Raw genomic sequence first — 20470 nt, forward strand, 5'->3', positions numbered from 1 at the left:
ATATGTCCGCCGTAATTTTGACAGAATTACGGTGGTTTTTTATTGCACGGTGCATTCATGCGTGATACAATGACGATAGATAATGCAATTGGGGGAGGAATATTATGATTTACCACGGTTCATGTATATCCGGACTGCACACGATCAAGGCAAATTCAAAATCCCATTCCACCGGCAGACTTGTTGCATATTTCAGCGAGGACAGATGCTATGCGCTGGTTTGCTGCAGAATCAAGGCTGAAAACTTTGTCACCATGGGCGTTGGTGCGGACGGCAGGCAGCACTATTTTGAGCGTTTTCCAAATCAACTGGAATCCCTCTACAAGGGCCGGCAGGGTTATATTTATCTTCTTGACTCGACGGATGGACTGACACACGGAAAAGGGCACTCATGGGAGAGCGAACATGATGTTCCCGTATCTCAATGCGAGAGCATTGCCGATGTATACAGCGAAATTCTGCGGGAGGAATCCCTTGGCAATATCATCATCCACAGATATGCTGAAATAGATCCGGCAGAGCAGACGGAACACGCAAATTATATCAGGGATCATATTACGGACGAAGGAGACGAGATGGCAAAATTCTACCGTACCCATTTTTCTGCCCTGTGGGATTGACAGCTTTCACCACAAAACGCTCACCGGTCTTATCTATGTACATATAATCTTTCGATATCCAACTAGCTTGTTTCTCTAGCTTTTTCGAGTTTGGCACCTGTTCCTTATCGCACGAATCTTTGTTCTCCGCCAGGAAAAAGACCTGTTGACGTTCGTCGACAGGTCTTTTTCCTGTATTCTTCACTTTTCAGTCTTCATGATTCATTCTTCATTCCCCAACCGCCGAATACGCCCCGACGTACGCGACCGTTGCCGTCGGGATCACGATCCGGCCGTTCTCTGCCCAGCGGTCAAAGATCGCATGAATCTCCTCCAGATAGGCTGCATAGCGCCCGTCGCTCTCTTGCAGAGAATACGAGGAGGACAGCACCCGGTCGAGATAGCCCTGCCGGTCATAGACCTGCGGATTGTCGGCACGGATCAGCTGCTCCCCGCATTTTGATTTTTGCCGCATAGCCGGTATACTGCCAGTCCGTCGCTGATCCCGCAGTCGTGAAAGCCTTTTTTGACCGCGATCCGCTTTGTGGCCTCCTGCGCCGGGTCACATTCGAGCACGACGTCCTTCTGCTCCCGCCGCGCGCGGCCGATCAGCAGGTCTGTCAGCGCCGAGGCATAGCCGCGCCCCCAGGATTCCGGGAACAGCACCCAGCCGATCTCCACGCTTTCCGCATCATATGCGTGATAGATCACATAGCCGAGAAAAGCGCCGTTCTCCTCGGCGGCATACACGAGCGGCGGCTCCGCCAATCCCGCCGTGCGCAGAAACACCTCGGCCTGTGCCCGGTCATAGGGCGGCTCCAGATAACGCATGACCGCCTGATCGGACAGCAGGCGGTACAGCGCGTCCACGTCATCAGGCCGCATGCGGCGGATCGTGATGTTCATTGGTTTCCTCCTTCTGCTTTGCTTTACGGCCCTGCACCTTCCCATTCGTGTTGATATACTGCCCATGCTTCTTTGTCCGGCTGCCATACTGGATGGCAACTATGGGCGGCAGTTCTCCAGGCTTTGGGGAACGGGTCCGCATATCTGCGGTTTTCTGCTGCAGGGAAGCGGAAAATCGTACCATTTTTATTATATGTCGGAAGGGCGATCCTGTCAATCCGGCAAGACCGGCTGATGCCCATGCGGAGAATCTATGGCAAAAACCGCCGGAGCGGCTGCCTCGCAGCGGCTCCGGCGGTTCTGTTTTCGTTCCGTTCAGGACGCCTGCTCAAACTGGCTGTTATAGAGGTCGGCATAGAAGCCGCCTGCAGCCAGCAGGCTCTCGTGTGTGCCCTGCTCGATGATGTCGCCGTCCTTCATCACGAGGATGAGGTCCGCGTTTTTGATCGTCGAGAGGCGGTGGGCAATGACGAAGCTCGTGCGGTGCTCCGTCAGTGTATCCATGGCCCGCTGCGTCAAAAGCTCGGTGCGGGTATCGACGGAGGACGTTGCCTCATCGAGGATGAGCATCGGGCTGTTCTGCACCATGGCGCGGGCAATGGTGAACAGCTGCTTCTGTCCGGCGGAAATGGCGACGTTTTCGCGGAGAACCGTGTCAAACCCGTGCGGGAGCGTCTCGATGAAGTGATAGATACCGCAGGCGCGGCAGGCGCGCTCCAGCGTTTCGTCCGAAACGCCGGTCCTGTTGTAGACAAGATTCTCGCGGACCGTGCCCTCAAACATCCAGGTATCCTGCAGGACCATGCCGAACAGGCCGTGCACCTCCTCGCGGCTCATATCCTTTGTGGAGATACCGTCGATGCGGATGTCGCCTCCGTCCAGATCATAGAAGCGCATGAGCAGATTGACCATCGTTGTCTTTCCGGCGCCGGTCGGACCGACGATGGCGACCTTCTGCCCCGGCGCAACATGGGCAGAGAAATCATGGATGATCGTCTTCTCCGGGTGATCGGGGTAGCTGAAGCGGACGTGGTCAAACTCGATCTCACCGCGCACCGGCTGCGGCGCGGGCAGATTCTTCGACTCGTCCGGCAGCTCCGGCTCCTGCAGGAAATCAAACACGCGGTCGCCCGCCGCCGCGGCGGACTGCAGCTGCGTCATGCCCTGCGCGATCGTCGTCAGCGGCGAGGTGAACAGGCGCACATAGAGGATGAAGGCCGTGATGACACCGAACTTGATGCTGCCGTTCATCACGAGCGCAGCGCCCAGCACGCACACGGCGACATAGCCGAGGTTGCCGATGACGTTCATCAGCGGCTGCATGATGCCGGAAAGGAACTGACTCTTGCGGTTTGCCTCATAGACAGCGCGGTTCATGCCGCGGAATGTCTCCTTGATCCTGTCATTCGCGCGCGAAATGCGCACGACGTCATGGCCGGAATACATCTCTTCAATATAGCCGTTCAGCGTGCCGAGGCTCTCCTGCCGGTCGACAAAGTATTTCTGCGAGCGCTTCATGATGAGGAACATGAACACAAAGCCGATCATTGTCGCCGCGATGGCAGCCAGCGCCATGCGCCACTCCGTCACGAACATCATGATGACGCAGCCCGTAAGCTGGGCCACGGCGCTGATCATGGACGGCAGGCTGTTGGACAGAGCCTGCTGCAGCGTACTGACATCGTTCGTCACGCGGCTGAGGATATCGCCGTGCGCAATGCGGTTGAAGCAGCTCATGGGCACGCGGTTGATCTTGGCGCACAGGTCGCGGCGCATCTGCTTCGAGAGGCCGAGCGTCACGGTCGCCATGATATAGTGCTCGATATAGGTCAGCAGGGCACTGAGCGCATAGATGCCGAGCAGCACGCCCGCCACGCGGCCAATGGCCGCGAGGTCGATCTCCCCCATCAAAGAATCGGAGATCAGATTCGTGATCTTGCTGAGCTGATTCGGCCCGAGAATCGTCAGCACCGCGCCCGCGGCCGCGAGCACCAGCGCGATCAGCATTGGGAGCTTGATCCTCTCGGAATAAGAGAACAGCTCAAGCTGCACGCCGCGCAGGCCGCGCTTGCTCTTCTCAGCAGGGCGCATGCCGCGCCCGCCCATCGGTCCCATTGCCATCAGACTCCCTCCTTTTCCAGCTCTGCCGCAGAGAGCTGCGACATGGCGATCTCACGGTAAACGCTGCAGTTCTTCATCAGCTCGTCGTGCGTGCCGATCCCGGCCACACGGCCCTCGTCCAGCACGACGATGCGGTCGGCATGACGGATCGTGCCGATGCGCTGCGCCACGATCAGGCAGGTCGTGTCGCTCAGCTCGCGCGCCAGACCGGCGCGGAGGCTGGCATCGGTGCGGTAATCCAGCGCGGAGAACGAATCATCAAAGATGAGGATCTCCGGCTTGCGGGCCAGTGCGCGCGCGATGGAAAGGCGCTGCTTCTGGCCGCCGGAGACGTTTGCGCCCGCCTGTGCGATCGGCGCATCGAGCTTGCCGGGCAGCTTGTCCACAAATTCCGTGGCCTGCGCCAGCGAGAGCGCGCGCTGCACGGACTCGTCGTCCTGCGGGGCGCTGCTTTCGCCGAACAGCACATTGCTGCGCACGTCGCCCGCAAACACAATGGCCCGCTGCGTCACATAACCGATGCGGTCGTAGAGCGCATCGAAGCTGTAGCTGCGGACATCCTGCCCGTCGATGAGCACCTGCCCCTCCGTTGCGTCATAGAAGCGGGCCGCAAGGCTGACAAGCGTCGTTTTGCCGCTGCCGGTCGCACCGATGAAGGCGACGGTCTCGCCCTTGTTTGCGCGGAAGCTCACATGCTCGAGCACGTCGCCGGACGAGGACGGATAGCGGAACGAGACATCGCGGAATTCCACGGTCCCCTGCTCCGGCGCTTCGGTCATCTTTCCCTCATGCAGGGAGATCGGCGCATCGAGCACCTCGTTGATGCGGACGGCAGAGACCTGCGCCATCGGCAGCAGAACGAGGATCATGACGAGCATCATAAGCGACATGATGATATACGTCGCATAGGTGCCGAACACCACGATATCGCCGAATGTCGAAATGCGCCCGGCAAGGTCCGTTGCGGATACGCGGTTCACAATCGCCGCGCCGACCCAGTAGATCGTCAGCGACAGGGCGTTCATGGCTAGGCCGACCGCCGGCATCAGCAGCGCCATGGCGCGCTGGTTGAACAGCTGCGTGCGCATGAGAACATCGTTGGCCTTCTCGAACTTGTCCTCCTGGTATTCCTCGGCATTGTAGGCATGGACCACGTTGATGCCGGTCAGATTTTCCCGGGAAATGAGGTTGATGTTATCCGTCAGCTTCTGCACGCGCTTGACCCGCGGCAGAATGACGAGGACGACGATAAGCATCAGGGCCAGCAGCGCCACGACAAAGCCCGCCGTGATCACAGACAGTGTCCAGCTCTTGTTGACGATCTTGATGACCGCCCACACGGCCATGACAGGGGCCTTGATCATGGTCTGCATGCCCATGGCAACGAACATCTGGATCTGCGTGATATCATTCGTCGTGCGGTTGATGAGGCTCGGCACGGAGAATTCCAGCATCTCCTTCTGACCGAAGTCCGCAACCTTCTGGAACACGCTTTCGCGGATGTGATAGCTGAAGCCTGCCGCGACCTGTGCATTGAGATAGCCGCAGAGGATGGCCATTACCGCGCTGATGAGCGTGCAGGCCAGCATCTCAAGGCCGGTGTGCAGCACGTCCGAAACGGTACTGCCCGGCGTTTTGATCTGCACGGTCAGATCGCTCATATAATCCGGCAGGCGGAGGTCAAAGTAGATCTGGCCCAGAATAAGTGCAACGCACAGCAGCGCCATGATCCACTGTTTCGCCTTCATTTGTTTGAGTAGTCTAAGCATAACAGGATTTCCTTCCAGAAATTATCTGCCCATACCGCTGAGCGCCAGCACGATGCCGTCCACGCCCAGCAGGATGAGATAGAAGCCGATCGTCAGGCTCATGGAAACGGCCGACAGCACGGGGTGCAGCAGCATGAGCGTTGCCAGCACGATGCCGAGGATATTCAGAATGAGTGAAATTGTATAGCTCGCGCGGCCCGCCGTCAGGCGCACCCAGTTCAAGTGCGTCAGGTTGGAGATGCAGTGCGTCAGGAACCACAACGGGAACAGCAGGGTCATGGCCCACTGCCCGGCAGAGGGATAGACCAGCAGCATGAAGCCGCACATCACGCTCAGAATACCACTGACAAGCGCCGTCATCGGGCCGAAGCCCGTATGGCGCTCCACGCGCGCATAAAACGCAATGTCCATGATTCCCGTGGCCACGGCAAGTACGCCATAGACCATCACAAAGCTCTCGAGCGCCGCCTCCGGCCAGATAAAGGTCGCAATGCCGAGCAGCACGAGCAGGATGCTGACGATGAGCGCCAGCCAGCCAAAGCCGGAACGGTCACGCATGATGCTCTTCCTCCTTCTGCGCCGCGTGAAGGATCCGCATGAATTCTTCACCGGTGATCGTTTCCTTTTCATACAGCACCTGTGCCAGCTGATCCAGCAGCGCGCGGTGCTCCGTCAGCAGGCTGTGCGCCCGCTCATGCTCCGTGCGGACCAGCTCAACGACCTTGCGGTCGATCTCGCGCTGCGTCTGCTCCGAGCAGCTCATGGACGTATCGCCGCCCAGATACTGATTCCGCGTGGTCTGCATGGCGACCATGTCGAATTCATCCGTCATGCCGTACTGCGCGATCATGGCGCGCGCGATGCGCGTGGCCTGCTCGATGTCGTTCGAAGCGCCGGTCGTGATCTCACCGAGCGCGACCTCCTCGGCCGCGCGGCCGCCGGTCAGCGTAGCCAGCTTGGCCAGAAGCTCGCCGCGGGTCATCAGGTTCTTTTCGCCCTGCTCGACCTGCATGGTGTAGCCCAGCGCACCGGACGTGCGCGGGATGATCGTGATCTTCTGCACGGGCGCGGAGTCCGTCTGCAGGGCCGCCACGAGCGCGTGGCCGATCTCATGATAGGACACGACGCGCTTTTCATGATCCGACAGCACGGCGTTTTTCTTCTGATAACCCGCGATGACAGTCTCGATGCTCTCCTCAAGGTCCGCCTCGGTGACGGTCTTGCGGCCGTCGCGCACGGCGCGCAGCGCGCCCTCGTTGATGATATTTGCAAGCTCTGCGCCGGAAGCGCCCGCCGCCATACGCGCGATGGTGTGGAAGTCCACATCGTCGCCCACACGGATTTTGCGCGCATGCACGCGCAGGATGGCCTCTCTGCCCTTCAGGTCCGGCAGCTCGACCGGCACACGGCGGTCAAAGCGGCCCGGACGCGTCAGCGCCGGATCGAGTGACTCGGGGCGGTTCGTCGCGGCGAGGATCATCACGCCGTTGTTGCCCTCGAAGCCGTCCATCTCGGTCAGCAGCTGGTTCAGGGTCTGCTCCCGCTCGTCGTTGCCGCCGAACTGGCCATCACGCTTTTTGCCGATGGCATCGATCTCATCGATGAACACGATGCACGGGGCCTTTTCCTTGGCCTGACTGAACAGATCGCGCACCTTTGATGCGCCCATGCCCACGAACATCTCAACGAATTCCGAGCCGGAAATGGAGAAGAACGGCACATTCGCCTCACCCGCGACAGCCTTGGCCAGCATGGTCTTGCCGGTTCCCGGAGGGCCGACGAGCAGGATGCCCTTTGGCATGGAGGCGCCGACGTCCGTATACTTCTTCGGATCGTGCAGATAATCGACGATCTCCGCAAGGCTCTCCTTGGCCTCGTCCTCGCCTGCCACATCGCTGAAGTGGATACCGGCCGTGGACTGCACATAGACCTTGGCGTTGCTCTTACCGAAGGCCATGGCATTCTTGCCGCCCGCCTGCTCCACGAGCTTCTTGCCCACATAACGGCCAAGCGCCAGGAACAGCAGCAGCGGCACGATGGACGTCAGGAAAAAGCTCAGCAGCGGCGACATCGTCTTCTGCACATCGCGGCTGAACGTCGCGCCGGAGGCATACAGCCGCTCCGTCAGGCTCGGGTCGTCCATGACGCCCGTGCAGTAGACGGTCTTGCCGCCCTTTTCCGTGTAATAGATCTCATCGTCGTCGATCTCGACCTTTTCGATCTGCTGGGCCTCGATCTTGCTCATGAACGTGCCGTAGTCGACCTCCTCGATGCTGCGGCGGTTCAGCAGCGGCGTTACGAGCAGATTGAACAGCGCAATGATCAGAAGCACGATGCCGTAGTAATACAGCAGGGGCTTTTTCGGTGATTTGACTTCCTTCATTCTGCAGCACTTCCTTTCCTCTGTTCATCGCGGATGGCCTCGAGCGCCACAAGCAGCGCATGGCGCGCCGCCTGCATGGCAAAGTCCATCGCATATTCCGCGAAGAGGAGCTGCATCTCCTCTCCGCTCTCATCGCCGCGCCGGACCTCGGTCTGCACGCGGCGGACAATTTCGCGGATCTCCTCAAACGCATCGGCGATCTCGCCGACCTGATGCGCGCGGCTGTGGCGCAGGCGCTCCGCCAGCGCATGGGCGCATTGTGCCGTCTCCTCGCGCGTCTGCGCAATGGCGGCATCCAGCTCGGCGCTTTCCATCTGCGCGGCTGACTGCAGCTTTGCATGCACGCCCGCAAGCTGGGCGTCTACCTCTGCCAGCTTTCCCGCCAGCATGTCCTGTTCCATGTTCCAGCACTCCTTTCCGTTTGCTCCCGTATTTTACCCCGTCGGCCCGGGAAACGCAATTTACACTTTCGCAGGCCTGTATAGACAAAAAAGCCGAAGTGTAAAGGTTTTTTACACTTCGACTCAGCTGTCAAATCCTTCAATCCTTCAATTTTTCCGGCAGGCGCGTCGCACCGCCCGGCGCAAAGGCGTTCATGCTGGCTGCCATCATCCGGTAGATATCGCGCACGGTCTCGTCGATGTGCGCCGAGTCCTCCTCCGTCCAGCTGCGCATCAGGCCCACCACAGCGTTGAGATGGTAGCGCAGCATCAGGCTCATCTGCTCGCGCGTGCAGCCCGGCGGGAAATGCCACCGCCGCAGGATGCGCTCGATGAGCGAGTTGAACGACTGCGTCACGAGCCGCTCCAGCTCTTCCCGATAGCCGGCGTGCATGGCCTTTTCCACAAACAGACGGGAGCTGAGCGACAGCGTGATCAGGTATTTCAGGCTCTCCTCCGGCGTGCTCTGCATGGAGGCCTCCTGCATGCTGCGCTTCAGGTTTCGCTTCATCATCCACAGCAGCAGATCCGGGATATCCTCAAAATGATAGTAGAACGTCTGTCTTGTGATATGGCATTCGTTCACAATATCCGTCACGGTCAGCTTTTTGCCGTCCCGGCGCAGGAGAAGCCGCCTTGCCGCGGCTGCAATGAGCTCTTTGCGATCATCCGGCATGCTTTTTCCCTCCCGTGCGGCGGCGCTGCTCCAACGTTTCACGCAGCTCGCGCAGATGTTCGTTCAAGGGGCGCTCCGAGCGCAGTGGGAAGAAGAAGCTTGCCTTCTGCGCGGAGCGGTCGTGCACGCTGCGGACGTGTGCCTTGAGGTTTTCATACTTGACGATAACCTCATTCTCATCTGCGAGCTTCTTGATACGGTGGATGAGCTTCGTGGAGTAGACGACGTCGATGAGGAACACGCCGTAAAACAGGCCGATGACAAAGGAGAACGCCAGATTGCGCGAAAGCCAGTCAATAGCGTGCAGGATACGCGGATGGATCAGAAAATAATACGCCGCGCCGAGAATGGCCCACGCCAGCGAGAATTTCGGGCAGATGAGGCCCTGAATATTGCCCCACTGCTTGCTGTAGTCCCACAGGCGGACATGGAAGCCCTTGAGGGCGATGAGACCGGCGAAATATTCCGTCACGGTCATGCACACCGCCATGATCAGGAACAGGACCACGCGATTCCAGAACGGGTCGCGGATAATACTGAACTGCTCCAGCGAGGCGATCAGGTAGAGAAAGCACAGACCGCAGCCATACAGCGGCAAATATGGTCCGACGCAGAAGCCGGGATTGATCCACTTGCGCTCCGGGTTCGCCGAAGAGAAAAAGCGGCGGAACAGCAGCTCCAGCACCCAGCCCAGCGTTGCACCGATGAAAAACAGGAAGGCAAGCGTCAGAAAAATATTCATGGTTCCTCCATGCGCCACGCGCTCGGTTTCGTCGACATCATTATATTCTGTTTTCGCCCGAAACGCAAGGGGTGATGATTCAGTTTGTCAAAAAGTCCCTCCGGGGCTTTTTTGCCAAGCTGCTTCCAGAATTGCAAAATATAATTTTGCTGTATCTTATTTTGCAATTCTGCCGCTGCGGCGGGTTATGGAACGGGAAAGGACACCCTGACGGTTTCCTTTCACACTTTTCTTCCCTCCGAAACTTTTGGTCTGGCAGATTTTTTGGCAGTCTGGATTCCCGTGTAATGTTAATGCATTTTGCAGCCGCTCCGCCGCGCTCCAGATCAGGCGGCTCAGGCCGCAGCACACGAGCGCAGGCAGCAGCAGAAGCCCGGAAAGCACCGCGCCCGTCCAGAAAACAGCGGCAGCGGCCGCTGTCCACAGCCTGCCCGTTCCCGTTTTGCGCATGATTCCACCTCCGCAGAAGGATATATGCGCGCCGGGTGCAGAAAAGAACCGTGCCGCATTGACAAATCTCCGATTCCGGGATATACTAAAGGTCAGAAAGGAGGCGTTCACAATGGATAACGAAAACGTCAAGAAGGAATGGAAGAAAGCCGGTTCCGATCTGGGTCACGCCTTCGCAGGTCTGGGCAAGATGCTCATCCGCACGGCCAAGGTCGGCATGGAAAAGGCCGATGAGTGGGCCAATAGCGACGATTCTCCCAAGGAGGAACAAAAGCCCGAGGGGCAGGAATAATTCCGCACAAAAATATGCCGGGCGATCCCGCATGGCGAGATCGCCCGGTTTTTCTGTTTATTCTGATTCCGCCTGCGGCTCCTCCGCGAATTCCGCAAACGCGCGGCCGAATTCCTCGGCGGCAAAGGCCCGCATCCGGGCGCAGTAGTCCCCATAGGCCGCAAGCAGACGCTCGGCCTTTGGAGAAAGCTCCGCGCCGCCGCCGTGCCGCCCGCCCGTCACCGAGACGAGCAACGGAAAGCCCAGCTCGCGCTCCGCCTGCTTTACGATGGTCCACGCCTTGGAATAGGCCATGCCCATGGTCATGGCCGCGCCCCGCAGGGAATGCGCCTCGCGCACATGGCGCAGGAGCTCCGCAACACCGGGGCCGAAGCATTTTGTTTCCCGAAAGATCCGGATGCTGATAACCGGCCTTAATTTCTTGTCCATAGCTTCAGTATACCACACCGCACGGGCCGCGTCAAGCGCGGCGGAGTTGACGAATCGGGCAGAATGTGCTATAGTCAGTGGCAAAGAGATCACAAGGAGTCGTGTCCTGTTATGCTATTTTCCGAAGCGCTGGAAATTCGCCCCGGCCTGACCGCCGTCATGGGCAGCGGCGGCAAGACCTCCCTCGTCTGCCGTCTGGCGGACGAGCTTTCCGCCGCGCGCGTCATCATCGCGACCTCGACGCATATGCGGCAGGTCCCTGCCCTGCAGACGCGCGTCGGCACCGTTGCGCCCGGCACGCCCGCCATCGTGGGAACACCGTGCGGCGACGGAAAATTCGGCCCGCCGGAGCAGAGCTGGGCCGAGCTCTGTACGCTTGCCGACTATGTGCTCGTGGAGGCCGACGGCTCCCGCGGGCTGCCGCTCAAGGCTCACCTGTCCCACGAGCCGGTCCTGCCGCAGGAGGCCGGGCAGGTCATCGCCGTGCTCGGGCTGACGGGGCTTGGCCGCCCTATTGCAGAGGCTGCGCACCGGCCGGAGCGCTATGCCGGGCTGGCTGGCTGTGCACCGGAGGACATTGCCACGCCGGAGCGCGCCACGCGCGTGCTCGAGACCGAGGCACTTCACACGCGGGTGCTGCTCAATCAGGCCGATGCCGCCGACGGCACGGCCCTGCTGGACCGGCTGCACTGCCCGGCCGTCCTCGCCAGCTTACGAAAAGGAGAAATCATATCATGCTCGTTCTGATCCGCGGCGCCGGAGACCTCGCCTCCGGCATTGCGCTGCGTCTGCACCACGCCCATCTATCCGTCGTCATGACGGACCTTCCGCAGCCGACCGCCATCCGGCGAACCGTCTGCTTTTCGCAGGCCATCGTCTACGGCAGCATGACGGTCGAGGACGTCACGGCCCGCTTCTGCGCCGCACCGGAGAACGCCGCCGCCATTCTGGCTGCCGGAGAGCTCCCCGTTCTGGCCGATCCGGAGGCGAAGTGCCGCACGGCCCTGCGCCCGGATGTCGTCGTCGACGCCATTCTGGCCAAAAAGAATCTCGGCACGCGCATCACGGACGCGCCCTGCGTCATCGGCGTCGGGCCCGGCTTCACGGCAGGTGAGGACTGCCATGCCGCCGTGGAGACCATGCGCGGCCACACGCTCGGCCGGGCGCTGTATCACGGCTCTCCCCTGCCGAACACGAACATTCCCGGCCTTATCGGCGGCTTTGCCGGAGAGCGCGTGCTGCGCGCCCCGGCGGACGGCATTTTTGTGCAGAAGCTCGAGATCGGCACATCTGTCCGCACGGGCGACATAGCTGGTACGGTAAACGGCGTGCCCATGCTCTGCCAGATCGACGGCATGCTGCGCGGCATCCTGCCGGACGGCACCCCCGTCACGCGCGGCATGAAGTCCGGCGATGTCGACCCGCGCGGAAAGCGCGAATACTGCGACCTTGTCTCGGACAAGGCGCTTGCCATCGGCGGCGGCGTTCTGGAAGCGATCCTTTCGCTCACCGGAGCGCTCCGCGCCTGAGGGAGGCCGTTATGGAAAGCCGCGGAAGACGCGTTCACTCCATTGAAAAGGCCATTCGCCTGCTGGACTGCTTCTGGGAAGCGGACAGTCCCCTCTCGCTGCACGAGCTGGAGCAGCGGACCGGCTGGGCCAAGAGCACGATCCACGGACTGCTTGCCACCATGCTGGACTCCGCCGTCGTGGAGCAGAATCCGACCGACGGGAAATATCGCCTCGGCTATCATCTCTTCGAGCTGGGCAGCGCCGTCCGGCAGGGCTGGAGCGTTCCGGAGCTCTGCCGCCCCCATCTGCGCGCCATGGCCGCGCGCCTCGGCGAGTCGGTCCATCTGGCCCGCCTGTCCGGTGATGAGCTCATCCTCGTCGCCTGCGAAGCCCCGCAGCGCGGCTTCCACATGACCTCGGAGACGGGCACGCGCCTGCCGGTGCACGCCAGCTCGCAGGGCAAGGCCATTCTGTCCGCCATGCCAGTCTACGAGGCAGAGGCCCTGCTGCGCAGGCGGCCGCTGCAGGTCTGCACGCCGCACACCGTGACGGCCCCGGAGCAGCTTCTGGCGCAGCTCCCCGCCATTCGCCGCGGCGGCTATGCCGAGGAGCACGAGGAATACCGGCTGGGCCTGAAATCCGTGGCCGCGCCCATCTACGAGGGTGACGGGCCATGCCGCTATGCCATCGGCGTCATCTGCATTGCCGGAACACCGGCTGCAGAATTCGCCTCCATGCGAGCCGCCGTGATGGAAACGGCGCAGAATCTCTCCGCCCTGCTGGGCCATCGCGCCCCGGGCGGTATATAAGAGGGGGATCCTATGCAGTATGAACCAACAACGCCGCAGCGGGACGGCTTTTCCATGCCCGCAGAGTTCTCTCCGCATCAGGGCTGCATTCTGATCTGGCCGGAGCGCCCCGGCTCGTGGAAAAACGGCGCAGCCGCCGCACGCAAAGCGTTCCGCAGCGTTATCGCCGCCATTGCCGAGAGTGAGACGGTCTATGTCGCCGTGAATCCGCACTCGCGCCCCTCGGCCGAACGGATGCTCGCCGGAATGGCCAACGTCCGCCTGCTGGACCTTGACAGCGACGATGCCTGGGCGCGCGACGTTGCCCCGACATTTGTCCGCCGGGCCGCCGACGGCGCGGTGCGCGGCGTCAACTGGCGCTTCAACGCCTGGGGCGGCGAGGTCGACGGCCTGTACGCCCACTGGGAGAAGGACGATGCCTTCGCGGGCGGCCTGCTGGATATGCTCGGCTTTCGCGGCTATGATGCCGCGCCGTTCGTGATGGAGGGCGGTGCCGTCCACAGCGACGGCGAGGGCACGCTGCTCGTCACAGAGGCCTGCCTTCTGAGTGCCGGGCGCAATCCGCAGCTCACGAAGGACGAGATCGCCGCAGCACTCTGCCGTATGCTCGGCGCGAAAAAGGTTCTGTGGCTGCCGCGCGGCATCGACGGCGACGAGACGAACGAGCACGTCGACAACGTCTGCGCCTTTGTGCGGCCGGGTGAGGTCGTGCTCGCGTGGACGGACGATCCCACAGACCCGCAGTATGCCTGCTCGCAGGCCTGCCTGCGTTATCTGGAGGGCGAGACGGACGCGCAGGGCCGCCGCATCCGCGTGCATAAGCTGCCCATCCCCCGCGTGCCGGTCCTTGTCACGCAGGAGGACCTCGAGGGCTATACGTTTGAAGACGGCGAGGACGTCCGCGAGGCCGGCGAACGGCTGGCCGCATCCTATGTGAACTACTACTGCGCAAACGGAGCCATTGTGCTGCCCGCATTCGGCGGCGAGAACGCCGCGTCGGACGCGCAGGCCGCGGCCATTCTGGCCGGACTGTTCCCGGAGCGCCGCATCATCTCCGTCTATGCCCGCGAGATCTTAACGGGCGGCGGCAATATCCACTGCATCACGCAGCAGATCCCGGAAGGAGCGAAATTATGAGAAATATCACCGTGGCAGCCATCCAGATGTGCTGCGTCCCCGATCCCGCCGAAAATCTGCGCACGGCCGAGCGCCTCGTGCGGCAGGCCGCCGGGCAGGGTGCGCAGGTCGTCCTGCTGCCGGAGCTGTTTGAGCGGGAGTATTTCTGCCAGCAGCGCCGCTACGATTTTTACGCCTATGCCACGCCGACGGACGAAAATCCCGCCGTGCAGATGGGAATCCGTCTGGCGCGGGAGCTGCACATTGTGCTGCCCATCAGCTTCTTTGAGCGCGACTGCAACAATTTCTACAACACCGTTGCCTGCATCGACGCGGACGGCACACTGCTCGGGACGTACCGCAAGACGCACATTCCCGACGACCATTATTATCAGGAAAAGTTCTATTTCACGCCCGGCGACACCGGCTTCCGCGTGTTCCGGACGAAATTCGGCTGCATCGGCGTCGGCATCTGCTGGGATCAGTGGTTTCCGGAGACGGCGCGGTCCATGGCCCTGCTCGGGGCAGAGCTGCTGCTCTATCCCACGGCCATCGGCTCGGAGCCGATCCTGGAATGCGACTCCATGCCGCACTGGCAGCGCTGCATGCAGGGCCACGCTGCGGCGAATCTCATGCCCGTCATTGCGGCCAACCGCATCGGCACGGAGGCCGTGCTCCCCTGCCCCGAAAACGGCGGCCAGCGCTCGGAGCTGTGCTTCTACGGCTCGTCGTTCCTGACGGATGAGACCGGCGCGCTGCTGCAGTGCGCCCCGCGCGATGCGGAGGCCGTGCTGCTGCAGACCTATGACCTCGACGCGCTGCTCGAGAGCCGCAGCTCGTGGGGCCTGTTCCGTGACCGCCGCCCGGAATATTACGGCGCCATCACCCACCGCGCACAGGATGATCTGACGCGATAAAGTAATTTAAAAAACCATACCGGCAGCTGTGAATGAACAGCAGCCGGTATGGTTTTATTATTTTCGGCTCAGATACTGTGCCACAGTGTCCGGCTCCGGGAAGAGGGAGGCCTGATGGATGTTGACCTGTTCGAGCTGCTGCACGATGGCCGCCTTGCAGCCTGCCGGGATCCGCAGCTCCTTGAGCACATGCTTGCGGAGCTTCCGGTCACTGTCCGCCTCGTCCGTGTCGAGGCCCGACAGCAAGAACGCGCCGTCCTGCCGGAGGATGCGTGGGTTGTCCTGATTGCTCTGGACAAAGACGGGGCGCAGCAGGTCAAACGGGCGGATATCGCGCGTGAAGGCGTTGTTCTCCTTCTGAATGTCGTAATACAGCCGCTCGAGGACAGCGTCGTCATATTTCTGGTTGCTCTTCTGCGGGAATTTGCCCGGCCGGAGCATGTAGCGGTACGACAGAGCCTCGAGATGGCGCTGATCCGCATGGCTCAGCTCCGGCAGATGGGACAGCATCTGCACACGGTCACTGGAGGCATAGGCCACATCTGCGGCCTCCACACAGAACACGATGACCTTACCGTCGCAGTCAGGCTCCGCTGCGCAGGCAAAATACAGGGCAACGAGCGGATTTGCCGTGATATCGAGCAGGCGCGTCGGCGCGCCGTAGTGCTGCATGTACGTCAGCTTTTCCAGATAGCGGCGGCCCGCGAACGGAGCCGGGCAGCGCACCTGCAGCTCATGGAAATAGAAGTCCTCCGGCTTTTCCCCGGTGCGATAGACACCGGGTGCGAGCAGGTAGCGCTCATTTGCCGCGCCGCGGTAGAAGAAGCGCAGCCGCTCACGGGAAAGCGCCTGCTCTGCGCTCCCTGCCTCCGGGAAGCAGGCGTCATAGAACGCCGCGGAATAGGCCCGGCTTCTGGCCGCCGCCAGCCCGGCAGCGTCGCCGCCCTCGAACAGGCGGATCTGCTCCCCGGCATCCGGCTCCCGCAGCGCCTCGGTCAGGCCCTCCCGGTCCGGCGTCGCATCGGCGGCGAGCCGCTTCCGGAAGCCCTCCAGCTCCGCATTCTCCGGGAAAAACGCCTGCAGAAATTCCTGCAAATTCTGACATTCCTTCATGAAAACGCGCCCTCTTTCTCTCTGATTTGCGCGGGGAATGGGCCTCAGTCGCCCAGGGGGATCTTCGCATCGGGGTCCGGGCCGAGCGTACCGTGCTCGGGAATGGTGCAGTAGGAGACGGGTTTTCCGTCCTCAAATGTGATCTGGTAGCCGTGGCCGGGGTCCGGCGTCCAGACAAAGCGGTGCGGCATACCGGGGAACCAGCGGTACATCAGCCCGCCGATCACGCCGCCGTGCGCAACGATGACCGTGTCCTTCCCCTGCGCCAGAATGGGGGCAAGCGCCTGCAGCGCGCGGTCCGTCAGGCCGTTCCAGCTCTCGCCGCCGGGGCAGACGTTGTTTTCATAATCGCCGCTGCACCACGCGCGGAAGGCCGGGTCGTCCTTCAGGTCCGCGTAGGTCTTTCCTTCGAATTCGCCGAAGCGCATCTCCTGCATGCCGGGGAGCGTGCCGTGCGGCCGGTCGCCGTACAGGGCGGCAAACGTCTGCTCCGTGCGGGTCATGCCGCTGGTAAAATACCGCTCCGCCTCCGGATAGCCGCCGCCGTCGCGCAGCGCGTGCAGGGCCTCGATGCCATCAGGCAGCAGCGGCAGGTCCATCGCGCCATAATAAAGCCTGCGGATGTTGCCCTCCGTCAGGCCATGCCGAATCAGGGTCAATTTCACTTTAACCGTTCCTCCAGTCCGCAAAATATCCGGCTGACGTGCTCCGCTCGGGCCGCAAGGCCCTGCAGCACCGCGCCGTGCACCTCGCGCCAGCGGCGCTCCGCCGCATCGAGCGGCACGACACCGGAGCCGACCTCGCGCGAGATGACAAACGCCTCCTGCGTCAGCGGCAGCAGGCGGTCCAGCACCTGCTGCGCCGTCTCGCCGCGGTCGGAAGCCGCGCGCGTCAGCGCTTCAAGATGGCGGCAGCAGCGCACGGGCGCTTCGGGCCAGCCATCCTTCAGGTCGAACACCGGTCCGACCATACCATGCGACGCCGCCCAGGTGAGCTTTCCCTGCCACGCGCCGCCCAAAATCAGGATCATTCTCTTACCTCACAAGACACAAGACCGCAGCCCCGGCCAGCTCGCCAACTGTCAGGCTGAAGCCGGAAATATCACCGGACATGCCGTCCAGCTGCCGGAAGCCGCGCCAGACGGCAAGGCAGTAGCCCGCCGCCGCCGCAAGCGGCGCAAGCCCGGCCGCCCCGCAGAGCACAGGCGGCACAACGCAGGCCGCCAGCAGGCACACGAGTGGGAACACGAGCTGCAGGCCCGTACCGCGCTGCATGGCGGCATACTGGCTCGTGCCCATCGGGTGCAGGCGCTGCACGGCAACGGAAGCGCAGGCGCGGCTCGCCACGGGGAGCGCCCCGAGCGGCAGCAGACGCAGCCACGGCGCACCCGCAAACAGCGCGCACTGGCCCGCGGCCAGCAGGACCATACAGATGACGGCAAAGGCCCCACAGTGCGAATCCTTCAGAATTTTCTGCCGCGTGGCAAGGTCGCGCCGCGACAGCAGGGCATCGCAGACGTCCATATAGCCGTCGAGATGCAAAAAGCCCGTGACGAGCCACGGCGCAGCGGCCAGCAGCACCGCCCGCAGCGGCGCAGGGCAGCCGAGGCGCTGCAGCAGCCATGTCATCGCCGCCCACACAAGTCCGACCACGCCGCCCGTGAGCGGCAGGCAGGCGACCATGTGCGGCCGCGCCTTCTCGTCCCAGATGCGGCACGGGCACGGAATGGCCAGAAACATGCCCCATGACATCATAAAGCCCGTGAACCAGCGCTTCACGGCAATTCCCCCTTCCAAAGACGCGGCAGTCCGGCCGTGACCTCGCAGACCGTGTCGAATTCCGCCGCTAGCGTGCGGCAGACGCACGCAAGGCCGCTGCGGTAGCGCTCCGTCCATTCGTCATAGGCCGCACCGTCGCGGAAAATATCGTCGCAGACGCAGACCAGATGTGCCGCACGGCAGCTGAGCGCCAGCAGCTCCTGCGCTGCCCGCTCCGGGGCGGCGGCATCCGGCTGCGCGCCGGAGAACATCTCGTTTGCGAGCAAAGCCGTCACGCTGTCAAACAGCACGCAAGCCCTCTCCGGCAGTGCGGCGCGCTCCAGCGCCCGGCCGCACTCGACCGTGCTGAAGCCCCAGCCCGCGCGCTCGTCCAGATGGCGGGCGATGCGGGCGCGGTCCTCGCCGTCCACCGGCTCCATCGTCGCCCAGTAGATCATGGGCGCACCAGCGGCAAGCCGGACGCAAAGCCGCTGCGCAAGGCCGCTTTTTCCGCTTTTGCTGCCGCCGACCAGTAAAATTTTCATGGTGTATCCACCCGGAACGCATCCGGCGTGCGGATGGACTCCAGATAATCGTCGTTGATGGCGGCCTCCGCAAACGTCGCCATGCCATTCATGACGGCGCAGGCGGCCTTCAGCACCTGAAAGGCCAGCGGACAGCCGCTCCCCTCGCCCAGCCGCATGCCGAGCTGCAGGAAGGGCGCAAGGCCCAGCTCCTCCGCAGCGCGGCGGTAGCCCGGCTCCTTTGAGGCATGGGACAGGAAGATCGCATCCCGCGCAGCCGGGCACAGGCGCACGGCGCACAGGGCTGCGACCACGGAGATGAGCCCGTCGGCTACGGCCGGGACATGCGCTGCGGCAAGGCCGAGGAACGCGCCCGTCATGGCCGCAAGATCCAGACCGCCGACCGCGGCCAGCACGCCGACGGGGTCTGCCGGGTCCGGCCGGTGCAGCGTGAGCGCACGCCGGATCACGTCCTTTTTCTTCCGGAAGGCATCGTCCGTCAGGCCCGCGCCGCGGCCGGTCAGCTCCTCCGGCGCAAGGCCGGTCAACGCCGCCAGAACGGCGGCCGACGTCGTGGTGTTGCCGATGCCCATCTCGCCGATGCCGACGGCCTGCATACCGTCCTGCGCGGCGCGCTGCGCCTGCTCCATGCCGACGGAAATGGCCGTCAGCGCCTGCTCCCGCGTCATGGCGGGCTCCCGCGCGATATCGCCGGTGGAGCGGCGGATCTTCCGATCCACGATCTCCGGGCAGCGGACATCCGCGTCGATGCCGACGTCCGTCACGACGACGGAATCGCCAAAGGCCGCCGCCAGGGCGGACATGCCCGTGATATGCCGTGTCATATTGATAGACTGACTGAGCGTGACCGAGACCGGCGTTGCCGAAACGCCCTCGGCCGTAACGCCGTTATCCGCCGCGAACACGAGCACGCGGCAGCGGTCAATCCGATTTTTCACCCGGCCGGTCAGTCCTGCCAGCCGGATGGAGACATCCTCCAGTGCGCCGAGGCTGCCCGGTGGCTTGGCCAGCTCCGCCTGACGGCGGGCGGCAGCGTCCATCGCGGCGCGGTCCGCCGGGCGGATGGAGCGCAGAAAGGTCTGAAATTCCTGCTCTGTCATGGTTCCTCCAGATAGCCCCGCGCGCAAAGCCAGCGCAGCGAGAGCTCACAGTTCTGATTTTCGATCGTATAATCCGCCGCCGGGCACTGCTCCGCCAGCGCGGCAAGGATATCCGGCATCGGGATCATGCCCTGCCCGAGCGCGTCGTGCAGGTCCCAGTCGCCGTCGTTGTTGTGCAGGTGCACATGGCGCAGCCACGGGGCCATCGGCGCGATCCAATCCAGAGGCGGCGTTTCGCTCACGCGGGTATTGGCATGGCCGACATCGAGGCACAGGCCGAAGCGCGGGTCGTTGACTGCGGCAGCGATCTGCACGAGCATATCCGGCCCCGGCTCCATCACGTTTTCCAGCGCAAGGCAGAGGCCGTCCGGGGCATCCCGGAGAAATTCCCGCCAGAATTCGACGGAACGGGCCGTGAACCACTCCGGAAAATAGACAAGCGGGATATAGCCGCTGTGCACCACGATGCGCCGGATGCCGAGCGCCAGCGCCGCCTGCGCGGTCTGCCGGAAGCGCAGCATGACGACCTCGCGCACGCGCGGGTCGATGGCGCAGGGCGACAGCTCCGCAAACGGCGCATGCAGCCAGAGAGAGCCGATCCCGCTGCAGCGCGCCCGTGCGGCCTCCGTAGCCGCAGGCTCCTCCAGCCTCCGCGCCTCGCAGAAATCCGTCAGCTCCAGCCCAAGGCCCCATTTCCGGGCCAGTGCGGCGGCATTTTCATCCATCCCGGAGAGAAATAACTTCCCGCGTAGCGTCTGCATGTATTCACCCACTTTCAAAGCCGCACCGCACGAT

The 20470-nt window shown here is 62.6% G+C and carries 24 protein-coding genes; 7 read left to right on the top strand and 17 right to left on the bottom strand.

Annotated features, from left to right (window positions below):
• Positions 1-104 precede the first annotated feature (104 nt).
• Positions 105-620 (top strand): hypothetical protein, encoded by a 516-nt coding sequence (locus WMO66_RS06895; protein WP_349135669.1) that lies wholly within the window; start codon positions 105-107, stop codon positions 618-620.
• Between the two features lie 208 nt (positions 621-828).
• Here the strand turns inward: WMO66_RS06895 and WMO66_RS06900 are convergent, their stop codons facing one another.
• The 9 genes from WMO66_RS06900 to WMO66_RS06940 all read right to left on the bottom strand — a co-directional run bounded on the left by WMO66_RS06900 (position 829) and on the right by WMO66_RS06940 (position 9636).
• Positions 829-1074 carry a hypothetical protein gene (locus WMO66_RS06900; protein ID WP_349135670.1) on the bottom strand — a complete coding sequence of 82 codons (246 nt, stop codon included), beginning with the start codon at positions 1072-1074 and terminating at the stop codon, positions 829-831.
• Positions 1041-1505 (bottom strand): GNAT family N-acetyltransferase, encoded by a 465-nt coding sequence (locus tag WMO66_RS06905; RefSeq protein WP_349135671.1) that lies wholly within the window; start codon positions 1503-1505, stop codon positions 1041-1043. Before WMO66_RS06905 ends, WMO66_RS06900 begins: the two co-directional genes overlap by 34 nt.
• A 315-nt stretch (positions 1506-1820) precedes the next feature.
• Complete coding sequence (locus WMO66_RS06910) at positions 1821-3626, bottom strand: ABC transporter ATP-binding protein (RefSeq protein ID WP_349135672.1); 1806 nt, start codon at positions 3624-3626, stop codon at positions 1821-1823.
• Positions 3626-5395 (bottom strand): ABC transporter ATP-binding protein, encoded by a 1770-nt coding sequence (locus WMO66_RS06915; protein WP_349135673.1) that lies wholly within the window; start codon positions 5393-5395, stop codon positions 3626-3628. Before WMO66_RS06915 ends, WMO66_RS06910 begins: the two co-directional genes overlap by 1 nt.
• Positions 5396-5416: 21 nt before the next feature.
• Complete coding sequence (locus WMO66_RS06920; protein ID WP_349135674.1) at positions 5417-5953, bottom strand: HdeD family acid-resistance protein; 537 nt, start codon at positions 5951-5953, stop codon at positions 5417-5419.
• Entirely contained in the window at positions 5946-7778 is a 1833-nt protein-coding gene (gene ftsH / locus WMO66_RS06925; protein ID WP_349135675.1) for an ATP-dependent zinc metalloprotease FtsH, read from the bottom strand. The genes WMO66_RS06920 and ftsH overlap by 8 nt, the downstream gene beginning before the upstream one ends.
• Entirely contained in the window at positions 7775-8179 is a 405-nt protein-coding gene (locus tag WMO66_RS06930; protein ID WP_349135676.1) for a hypothetical protein, read from the bottom strand. Before WMO66_RS06930 ends, ftsH begins: the two co-directional genes overlap by 4 nt.
• A 139-nt stretch (positions 8180-8318) precedes the next feature.
• A complete protein-coding gene (locus WMO66_RS06935) occupies positions 8319-8894 on the bottom strand; it encodes a TetR family transcriptional regulator (protein WP_349135677.1) in 576 nt (191 codons plus the stop codon).
• Positions 8884-9636 carry a putative ABC transporter permease gene (locus tag WMO66_RS06940; RefSeq protein WP_349135678.1) on the bottom strand — a complete coding sequence of 251 codons (753 nt, stop codon included), beginning with the start codon at positions 9634-9636 and terminating at the stop codon, positions 8884-8886. The genes WMO66_RS06935 and WMO66_RS06940 overlap by 11 nt, the downstream gene beginning before the upstream one ends.
• Before the next feature lie 562 nt (positions 9637-10198).
• Between WMO66_RS06940 and WMO66_RS06945 the strand changes: the two genes are divergently transcribed.
• Positions 10199-10378 carry a hypothetical protein gene (locus WMO66_RS06945; protein ID WP_349135679.1) on the top strand — a complete coding sequence of 60 codons (180 nt, stop codon included), beginning with the start codon at positions 10199-10201 and terminating at the stop codon, positions 10376-10378.
• A 57-nt stretch (positions 10379-10435) separates the two neighbouring features.
• On the opposite strand, the gene WMO66_RS06950 is transcribed toward WMO66_RS06945, so the two are convergent.
• Positions 10436-10807 (bottom strand): winged helix-turn-helix domain-containing protein, encoded by a 372-nt coding sequence (locus WMO66_RS06950; protein ID WP_349135680.1) that lies wholly within the window; start codon positions 10805-10807, stop codon positions 10436-10438.
• 111 nt (positions 10808-10918) lie between these two features.
• Between WMO66_RS06950 and yqeC the strand changes: the two genes are divergently transcribed.
• From yqeC to aguB, 5 genes are read left to right on the top strand one after another with little or no spacing between them, the layout of a single operon-like run.
• Positions 10919-11554: a selenium cofactor biosynthesis protein YqeC gene (yqeC, locus tag WMO66_RS06955; RefSeq protein WP_349135681.1), complete on the top strand. Its 636-nt coding sequence runs from the start codon at positions 10919-10921 to the stop codon at positions 11552-11554.
• The gene (gene yqeB, locus WMO66_RS06960; RefSeq protein ID WP_349135682.1) at positions 11542-12336 is read left to right on the top strand and encodes a selenium-dependent molybdenum cofactor biosynthesis protein YqeB; all 795 of its coding nucleotides are present in this window, start codon (positions 11542-11544) and stop codon (positions 12334-12336) included. Before yqeC ends, yqeB begins: the two co-directional genes overlap by 13 nt.
• 11 nt (positions 12337-12347) lie before the next feature.
• Positions 12348-13127, top strand: a complete 780-nt coding sequence (locus tag WMO66_RS06965) for an IclR family transcriptional regulator (protein ID WP_349135683.1) — start codon at positions 12348-12350, stop codon at positions 13125-13127.
• A 12-nt stretch (positions 13128-13139) separates the two neighbouring features.
• Positions 13140-14264 carry an agmatine deiminase gene (gene aguA, locus WMO66_RS06970; protein ID WP_349135684.1) on the top strand — a complete coding sequence of 375 codons (1125 nt, stop codon included), beginning with the start codon at positions 13140-13142 and terminating at the stop codon, positions 14262-14264.
• Positions 14261-15160, top strand: a complete 900-nt coding sequence (gene aguB / locus WMO66_RS06975; protein ID WP_349135685.1) for an N-carbamoylputrescine amidase — start codon at positions 14261-14263, stop codon at positions 15158-15160. Before aguA ends, aguB begins: the two co-directional genes overlap by 4 nt.
• 57 nt (positions 15161-15217) lie before the next feature.
• Here aguB and WMO66_RS06980 read toward each other — a convergent pair whose 3' ends face one another.
• The 7 genes from WMO66_RS06980 to WMO66_RS07010 are packed head-to-tail and all read right to left on the bottom strand — an operon-like array spanning position 15218 to position 20436.
• On the bottom strand, positions 15218-16273 hold the full coding sequence (locus WMO66_RS06980; protein WP_349135686.1) for an FRG domain-containing protein: 1056 nt from the start codon (positions 16271-16273) through the stop codon (positions 15218-15220).
• Positions 16274-16317: 44 nt separating this feature from the next.
• Positions 16318-16938: a histidine phosphatase family protein gene (locus tag WMO66_RS06985; protein ID WP_349135687.1), complete on the bottom strand. Its 621-nt coding sequence runs from the start codon at positions 16936-16938 to the stop codon at positions 16318-16320.
• Complete coding sequence (locus WMO66_RS06990) at positions 16935-17303, bottom strand: bifunctional adenosylcobinamide kinase/adenosylcobinamide-phosphate guanylyltransferase (RefSeq protein ID WP_349135688.1); 369 nt, start codon at positions 17301-17303, stop codon at positions 16935-16937. Before WMO66_RS06990 ends, WMO66_RS06985 begins: the two co-directional genes overlap by 4 nt.
• Before the next feature lie 4 nt (positions 17304-17307).
• Positions 17308-18051: an adenosylcobinamide-GDP ribazoletransferase gene (locus WMO66_RS06995; protein ID WP_349135689.1), complete on the bottom strand. Its 744-nt coding sequence runs from the start codon at positions 18049-18051 to the stop codon at positions 17308-17310.
• Entirely contained in the window at positions 18048-18575 is a 528-nt protein-coding gene (locus tag WMO66_RS07000) for a bifunctional adenosylcobinamide kinase/adenosylcobinamide-phosphate guanylyltransferase (RefSeq protein WP_349135690.1), read from the bottom strand. Before WMO66_RS07000 ends, WMO66_RS06995 begins: the two co-directional genes overlap by 4 nt.
• Positions 18572-19675: a nicotinate-nucleotide--dimethylbenzimidazole phosphoribosyltransferase gene (cobT, locus tag WMO66_RS07005; RefSeq protein WP_349135691.1), complete on the bottom strand. Its 1104-nt coding sequence runs from the start codon at positions 19673-19675 to the stop codon at positions 18572-18574. Before cobT ends, WMO66_RS07000 begins: the two co-directional genes overlap by 4 nt.
• Complete coding sequence (locus WMO66_RS07010; protein WP_349135692.1) at positions 19672-20436, bottom strand: sugar phosphate isomerase/epimerase family protein; 765 nt, start codon at positions 20434-20436, stop codon at positions 19672-19674. The genes cobT and WMO66_RS07010 overlap by 4 nt, the downstream gene beginning before the upstream one ends.
• Positions 20437-20470: the final 34 nt, after the last annotated feature.

Origin of the sequence: Faecousia intestinalis, assembly GCF_040096185.1 — a bacterium.
In the GTDB taxonomy this organism is placed as follows: Bacteria; Bacillota; Clostridia; order Oscillospirales; family Oscillospiraceae; genus JAZOXB01.